Here is a 7,371-nt window from a genome sequence, read left to right as displayed (position 1 = left end):
AATGGTTAGAAAAATGGTAGACTGTTTTATAAGGGACGCCTCTTTCTGATCGTTTGTTTAGCAACTACGATTTTACAGAAAAGGTGTCCTTTTGTCTTTACTTTTTTTGGTTAATCAACACCTGTGATAAAAATTTTAATTATAGGGTTAACCATCTTCTAGTTGGTTAACCCTATCTTTTTATCATTTTCGTGTGAATAGTGTTGAGATATCGTATTTATTGGTGCAATTTAGTGTAAAATATAAAATAAAATTCCTTGAATTTTGCATGAATATATAGTAATCTATTGCTAACAACCACAGGGAGGCTGTTGTTATGTACCGAAAGATTATGAAATATCTTAATGATTGGAAGCAAAATCCCTATCGAAAGCCCCTAATTTTGCAGGGCGCAAGACAAGTGGGCAAGACCTATTCCGTACTCGCATTTGGCCGTGAGAAGTATGAGAATGTGGCCTACTTTAACTTCGAAACCAACCCGCAGCTGAGTAAGACCTTTGCCGAAAGTCTGGAACCAAGCTACCTTATTCCCATACTTTCCCGCCTTGCCAATCAGACCATTATCAAAGAAAAGACGCTGATTTTTTTGGATGAGGTGCAGCTCTGTGAGCGGGCATTGACTTCGCTCAAATATTTCTGCGAAAATGCGCCGGAATATCATGTTATCGTCGCCGGAAGTTTGCTGGGCGTTGCGGTAAATCGTGAGCAGTTTTCTTTCCCTGTTGGCAAAGTGGATATTAAGACGCTTTATCCGATGGATATGGAAGAATTTTTCCTTGCTTGCGCCGAGGAGAGTCTTGTCAGACAGATTAAAGACTGTTTTACCCATGATGTACCTATGCCGTCTGCGTTACATGAAGCCGCTTTGAATTATTACCGGCAGTATCTTGTGATCGGGGGCATGCCCGATTGTGTTGACAAGTACCTGGAGACCAAGGACTTCCTTCTGGTCCGGCATACGCAGGATATGATTTTGACAAGCTACCTGAGCGACATGAGCAAGTATAACACGTTAAATGAAATCAAAAAGACGCATCTTGTTTATGACAATATTACCGTTCAGTTGTCAAAACAGAATACCCGTTTCCAATATAAGCTGGTAAAAAAAGGCGGACGGGCATCGGAGTTTGAAAACGCGATTGAATGGCTCGCGCTTTCCGGCATTGTTACCAGGATATACCGGGCGGAGCAGCCGAAGAAACCGCTGGAGAATTATCGTGATATTGATTCTTTTAAAATCTACGTTTCTGATGTGGGCTTGCTTTGTGCGAAGAAGGAGATCATTCCTGAAGATGTGCTCTTCTTGTCTGAGGAATTGAACGATTTCAAGGGCGGTATGGTTGAAAACTATGTGTGCTGCCAGCTTACTGCCAGTGGGTACACCAGTTATTACTGGTCTTCTGACCGCAGTGCTGAAGTGGATTTTATTATTCAGCGCGACGGAAGTATTATTCCTATCGAAGTCAAATCTGCGGACAATACAAAGTCTAAGAGTCTTGGTGTTTACATTAATAAGTATAAACCCCAGTACGCCGTTAAACTGTCAACAAAGAATTTTGGGTTTGAAGACGGCAAAAAGATCGTACCGTTGTATGCCGCGTTTTGCTTGTAGCAACTGGCACTACCTATTTTTATTCTATTATTTTGAGGTATAATAGAAGTATATTAATGAAGGATTATAAAGGCGGTAATTCCTTTGCTGTTACCGTTCATTTAAGGAATTACAGTCAATGGGGCGTAATGTATTGGTGATGCTCTGAATTTAGGCGAATTTAATTTTACCTCAAACGGCTACTTGAGATAAAGGGGAATCGTCCTTGACTGACGCAGCTTTTTTGTGAGAAAGATAATATCCTGATGGTGATTCATGCCGATTCCGTTATCAATGAATGTTATTTGACATAAGTGGAGGCGCGATATTTTGTAAAAGTATAAATTATTGCGCTGTTACGCTTATTTAATTCTCACCATATTGATGCACAAAGTCAATATATACTTTGGAGTATGAGACCATTATAAATAGATATTTTAGTAAGAGATAAAAGCATTCTTTTGCCGGCAGCACTACAATTTGTCCAATGAGGATTGAAGATTGCCCGGGCTAGGCCTATCTTTTCTGGGCTGTTATGGGAGGACAGTAATGAAAATTTTATTTCATACCAATCAACTGTCATTACGAGGCACCGAAGTGGCGTTATATGATTATGCCCATTTTAATGAAATTCATTTACATAATGAGTCTATTGTGGCAACAAGGCGTGACGCTGCTCACCATCCCATGGCAGTTGAAAAATTTACGAAACGGTTTAAGGTAATATATTATGACAAATTGGAAGAACTGCAGCAATATGCTGCTAAAGAGAAAATAGATATTTTTTATGCGATTAAATCAGGAAAAAACGACGGTGTTGTGTTAAATGGAGTAAAGAATTGTATCCATGTAGTGTTTAAACATTATGACATTCACGGTGATGTTTATGCTTATGTCTCTAAGTGGCTGAGTGAAGAGATGAGTGGGGGGAAAAGTCCGTATGTACCGCATATGATTTATCTGCCGGAAACGGAGGGCGATTTACGCCGACAACTGGGGATACCCAAGGATGCCATTGTTTTCGGACGATATGGCGGCAAAGAAACTTTTGACCTTCCTTTCGTGAAACGCTTAGTTTATCAGGTAGCATCAAAGCGGAAAGACATTTATTTTTTGTTTATGAATACTGAAGATTTTTTACACGCTAAGACTTACTTTCGTAAAAAATGGGCGAATGTGCTGATAAGTCCGGTAATGTTTCCTCGGAATGAAATGGACAATATTATTTTTCTGGATGGAGTAGCCGATCCTATGTATAAAAGAAAGTTTATCCAAACCTGTGATGCAATGCTTCATGCAAGGCGGCAGGGTGAAAGCTTCGGCATTGCTTGCGGTGAGTTTTCTATTTGCAATAAACCGGTAATTACTTGCAATGCGCCTTATATAAAAGAGCGCAGTCATATTGAAATACTAGGTAATAAGGGGATAGGTTATTTAGACTATACAGAATTGGGGAAAATAATTTTGCAATTCACAAAACAACCGGGGAAAAATTGGGATGCTTATTCGGAACATTTTAACCCCCAAGTTGTTATGCAGCAGTTTAAGGAAGTTTTTATAGAGGGTTAAAATCTCACTTTATATGGTAATTCCGTGAAGTGAAATTTTGTGGAAGGGGAATAATGAAGTTAACGGACGGTGGTGTAAGGGTGAAAGTCTACAATTGTTTTACATTTTTTAATGAGCTGGAATTATTGGAATTACGGTTAAAGCTGCTCGATAACGTCGTTGATTATTTTGTATTAATTGATGTTTTTATTTCCGATGTAGACGAATTTTCCAATCCAAATATAATAGAATGGTTAAACAACAATCAAAGGAGGCCACTGAAAAAGTCTCGTGGATGTAAAAAAGGTATAGTCCCTCAAGAAAAAATGAGGAGACTGTACCTTTTTCCGTATACATGGGCGTTCCCGAAAATTAAGGAAAGCCGTTTACAAGGTCGACGAATCTTTGAAAGCGAATTTCCCGACGAAAGACACCAGCGGTGTACTTCAAGAAGAAATTGCCTATTGCCAAAAACTCACTAAGAAAAATTTGCCGAACTCTCCATTCAATGTCTGCCGGTTTATGTATGTGACTGCTGACAGCTATGGCAAGGTACGGCTGGACTCGCGCCACTTCTATTCCACCTGCCCGGAATTTGGTGAAACGGAAAGGTTTCAAGGCGCGCTGATCCTCCTTAAACAGTTCCGCAATCGGGCGGCCTTTTTTGTAATGAACGTCGTCTGTCGGTCCAGCTTCGAGAAGAAAACGGTTGTATTGTTCAACATGGTCAAAGGATGGAATGGGGACAAACCAATTGCGGCGGACAGTTCCTACTTTGTTTTCTACATTCCCTTTTTCATGTCCGGCATTTGGATTGCAGAATCGCACCAAAAATCCGTAATGAGCACGCATCTGTTGGAACAGTTGTGCTTCACGAATGTTGTCACCCACACGGCGTCCTACTCCTGTGGCGTTGTCAAAAACTAAAACACGCGCCACTCCGCCAATATACTCGAAAATATCTTTGAGCCCCTGACAAACGCACTCTCCGGTTTCTCCGCCAAATACTTGACAGAAACCGCGATTGCTGTAGGGAAAAGAAACCGTCAAATATTTTTTGCGACAAAGCACTCCTTTTTCATAAAAGTCGGCTTCACCGAAATCTACTTGCGCTTCACCGGGATACCATACAAGTTCCTGAATGGTCTTGGTTTGCTGAAGTTTCCTCTTGTATTCCTTTACAAACCGCTGCACTGTTGGATAGGACAGAGCAAACTTCGGACATTCCGCTTTCAAACGATCATAGACACGCTGGGCGGTATGGCGCTGCTTGTACCAAACGCTTACGTCCCCGTCCAGCCATTGCTGAATACGAGGTTTATAAGGATCGAGGCGCGATGTGTGTTCCTCTACTACTGGTATAGTGGGAGAAAAATCCTCCTGTTTCAGATATTTCCGTACAGTTTTTTCATCTATTTCGAGTTCCCGGGCTATCTGTGAGACCTTCTTGCCTAGTTCAAAGGCTTCGCGAATTTCATTAATTTGGGACATTGTCAGCATGGCTCCTTTTCTCCTTCACCGTTTCTCTTACGATAAAGGTTACTGTGTTTTTTCCATTTGGACAACTTTTATCATGATTTTTCCCGGGAATTTCTAATGATAAAATCCGGACTACCTGATGATAAAACCCGGTATTTTTATTTTATAATTAAACAATATTTGCCCTGCGGGATTGGATTGACTTTTTTTACTGTAGTACTCACCTGCGATACCTCTCAATAATTTGGATGATGCGTTCCATTGCATCTACGGCCGCCTTGTGATCCTGTGAAAAGTTGATGCGGAAACTGTCGGTGAACTGTGGACCAAATTCCGTGCCAGGTGTTACCGTGACGTCAGCCTGGAGCTGAAGAATTTTGACAAATTCTTGTATGGTAACATCCAACTTTGGAATTCTCGGGAAGAGGTAGCTGCCTGCTTCAGTGGTTCTTACCTTAACCCCTTCAACAGAGCGAAGTTTCGCCAATAAATCATCACGGATTGCCTGGTGCTGTACTATTCGCTTATTCATCCAGCCCTCCGGTTCGGCAAACCAAGATTTCATTACAGCCTGACTATATCCGCTGGCACGCAGGGACACAATGGCCTGCAGTTTTTCCATACGGTCAATGATTCTAGCGGAGCCAAATGCTACGCCTAACCGATATCCACTCATTGACTCTGTTTTCGATGGACCAATGATCGTAATCAAATTTTCGGGATTTATAATATTCTGCGCGCATAAGTGTGTGTATGTTCTTCCTTCGAAAATCTGACGTGAATATAATTCATCAGCGATGACTGCTGCCCCATACTTTTGTGCAAGATTAGCAATCGCATGAATTTCGGCAGGTGAATAAATTACACCCGTGGGATTATTGGGGTTGGAGAACAAGAAAAGTTTAACACCAGCTTTAAAAGCATTTTCCAATTGGGTTAGGTCCAAGCCTGCACAATCGGTCGTTTTGAAATAGTCCATCTGGATAGGAACGATCTCACCGTCAAAAAACTCGACGAGCTTTCGATTGGCAAAATAGTCCGGTTCTACAATGGCAACCTTGTCCCCCTTTGCAATTGTGGAACCCAGTGCAAGGAAAAGTGCACCTTGTGTTCCGGGAGTGATGATAATATTCCGGCTAGCATCAATCGTTGCGCCGGTGTAATTAGCAAGTTTTAGGGCTGCATCCTCTCGAATGATTTTGCTGCCGCGATACTCGGTATAGGCCTGCTTGCCACCGAGGTGAACGCCAGCGTTAAAAACATCCAACGTGCCGGGAATTGGCTCAAAGGCGTCGACATCACCGTGTGAAAAATCAACCGGCGTGCCAGAAAGTTTTTCTCCCTGTAGTTTAATTTCATTCGTGTTTTGGCGCGCTTCCTGTCCGGGAGCATTTTCAACACCAAGTTTTGAAAATTTCTCGTTTAGTAAATCCATTAGTAATCCCTCGATTTCTCGTTCCATGATGATTAAGATTTGTACCCAAAGAGGCAACCTTTTTCTTAACTAGAATAGAGCTTTTTCCATTGTGATTGAAGGGCTCTTAAAATTAAAAGTAAGGTTTGCCATAAGTACTTTTTATACTATAATTGTATTGAGTTCTGGAAACTATTTCAAATATTTAAATTTATATAAAAATATATAATTTTATTTATGCTGCCATGGAGGAAACATTGAGTTACGGGGTGATTGTATGCTGAAAAATATGGATTATGTTTATGCGGTTTATCTGAATAAAAGCTTTTCTAAGGCGGCTGAAAAGCTATATATTTCTCAACCGGCGATTAGTGCGGCAATTAAAAAGGTTGAAGAAGAAATTGGACTACCTATTTTCGACAGAAGCAGTAATCCGATACAATTAACACCGGCTGGAGAATACTATATTGAATCTATAGAGAAGATTATGGAAATAGAAAAAGATATGGTGACACATTTCAGTAGTTTGCTGGGTGATAACCGAGGAACGATCAATGTTGGAAGTGCTTCGTTCTTCTGTGCGTATATTTTGCCAACGATTGTACAAGCGTTTAAGCTGGAATATCCGGGTATTGCGGTAAATCTCTTGGAAGCAAATGCAGACGATTTGATAAAATGTCTGCGATCAAGCACTATTGATATTATTTTAGATGTAGAAAAATTGGACCCTGCTATCTTTAATTCCATTGTGTGGGAGGAAGAACATATTGTGCTGGCAGTTCCGGCATCTTATGAGGTGAACAATCGCTTGAAGCAATGTCGTCTCTCATTTGAGGATGTAGGCAGCGGGAGATATTTAGATCAAAAATATTCTAAGGTAAGCATGAAACATTTTGAAAACGAAACTTTTCTGTTATTGAAAAAGGGAAATGATATGTATCAGAGAGGCTTAAAAATGTGCAAAAAGGCGGGCTTTACGCCAAAAGTGGCGATGTATCTTGATCAATTGCTTACAGCATATTATATTGCCTGCAGTGGAAAGGGCATTACCTTTGTACGTGCCGGGTTTACTCATTACCTGGAAGACACAAATAAATTATTTTTTTATAAAATTGATGATAAAAATTCAGTCCGAAACATTATGGTGTACTATAAAAAGTCACCTTCCCTTTCAAAAGCAGGTAAAAATTTTATTGAATTTCTACATGAGAGGGAAGGAATTATTTAACTTGCGGAATGTGAGCGAAACCGTCTAAAAAATGATATAAAATCAAACCGTCCCTATTTGTCAGTTAAAGACAGATAGGGACGGTTGCTTTTTTAATTGGGATTGTGCTGC

General features: G+C 40.5%; 5 protein-coding genes. 3 read left to right on the top strand and 2 right to left on the bottom strand.

Going from position 1 to position 7,371, the window contains the following annotated elements:
- Positions 1 to 316 precede the first annotated feature (316 nt).
- Together ABFC84_14120 and ABFC84_14115 are read left to right on the top strand one after the other, a co-directional pair.
- Entirely contained in the window at positions 317 to 1,612 is a 1,296-nt protein-coding gene (locus tag ABFC84_14120; GenBank protein MEN6413876.1) for an ATP-binding protein, read from the top strand.
- A gap of 528 nt (positions 1,613 to 2,140) precedes the next feature.
- A complete protein-coding gene (locus ABFC84_14115; protein MEN6413875.1) occupies positions 2,141 to 3,160 on the top strand; it encodes a hypothetical protein in 1,020 nt (339 codons plus the stop codon).
- A gap of 351 nt (positions 3,161 to 3,511) precedes the next feature.
- Here ABFC84_14115 and istA read toward each other — a convergent pair whose 3' ends face one another.
- Positions 3,512 to 4,639: an IS21 family transposase gene (gene istA, locus ABFC84_14110; protein ID MEN6413874.1), complete on the bottom strand. Its 1,128-nt coding sequence runs from the start codon at positions 4,637 to 4,639 to the stop codon at positions 3,512 to 3,514.
- A gap of 199 nt (positions 4,640 to 4,838) precedes the next feature.
- A complete protein-coding gene (locus tag ABFC84_14105) occupies positions 4,839 to 6,053 on the bottom strand; it encodes a pyridoxal phosphate-dependent aminotransferase (protein MEN6413873.1) in 1,215 nt (404 codons plus the stop codon).
- A gap of 256 nt (positions 6,054 to 6,309) precedes the next feature.
- On the opposite strand from ABFC84_14105, the gene ABFC84_14100 reads away from it, so the two are divergent.
- On the top strand, positions 6,310 to 7,260 hold the full coding sequence (locus ABFC84_14100) for a LysR family transcriptional regulator (protein ID MEN6413872.1): 951 nt from the start codon (positions 6,310 to 6,312) through the stop codon (positions 7,258 to 7,260).
- Positions 7,261 to 7,371 lie beyond the last annotated feature (111 nt).

The sequence above is a fragment of the Veillonellales bacterium genome (assembly GCA_039680175.1).
GTDB lineage: Bacteria > Bacillota > Negativicutes > JAAYSF01 > JAAYSF01 > JBDKTO01.
The sequence above is the reverse complement of the archived record's forward strand: the minus strand, read 5'-3'. Positions and strand labels throughout refer to the sequence as shown.

Excerpts from the sequence above, each read along its gene's own strand:
- istA (MEN6413874.1), bottom strand. The coding sequence starts at position 4,639 with ATGCTGACAATGTCCCAAATTAATGAAATTCGCGAAGCCTTTGAACTA.
- ABFC84_14115 (MEN6413875.1), top strand. The coding sequence starts at position 2,141 with ATGAAAATTTTATTTCATACCAATCAACTGTCATTACGAGGCACCGAA.
- ABFC84_14105 (MEN6413873.1), bottom strand. The coding sequence starts at position 6,053 with ATGGATTTACTAAACGAGAAATTTTCAAAACTTGGTGTTGAAAATGCT.
- ABFC84_14120 (MEN6413876.1), top strand. The coding sequence starts at position 317 with ATGTACCGAAAGATTATGAAATATCTTAATGATTGGAAGCAAAATCCC.
- ABFC84_14100 (MEN6413872.1), top strand. The coding sequence starts at position 6,310 with ATGCTGAAAAATATGGATTATGTTTATGCGGTTTATCTGAATAAAAGC.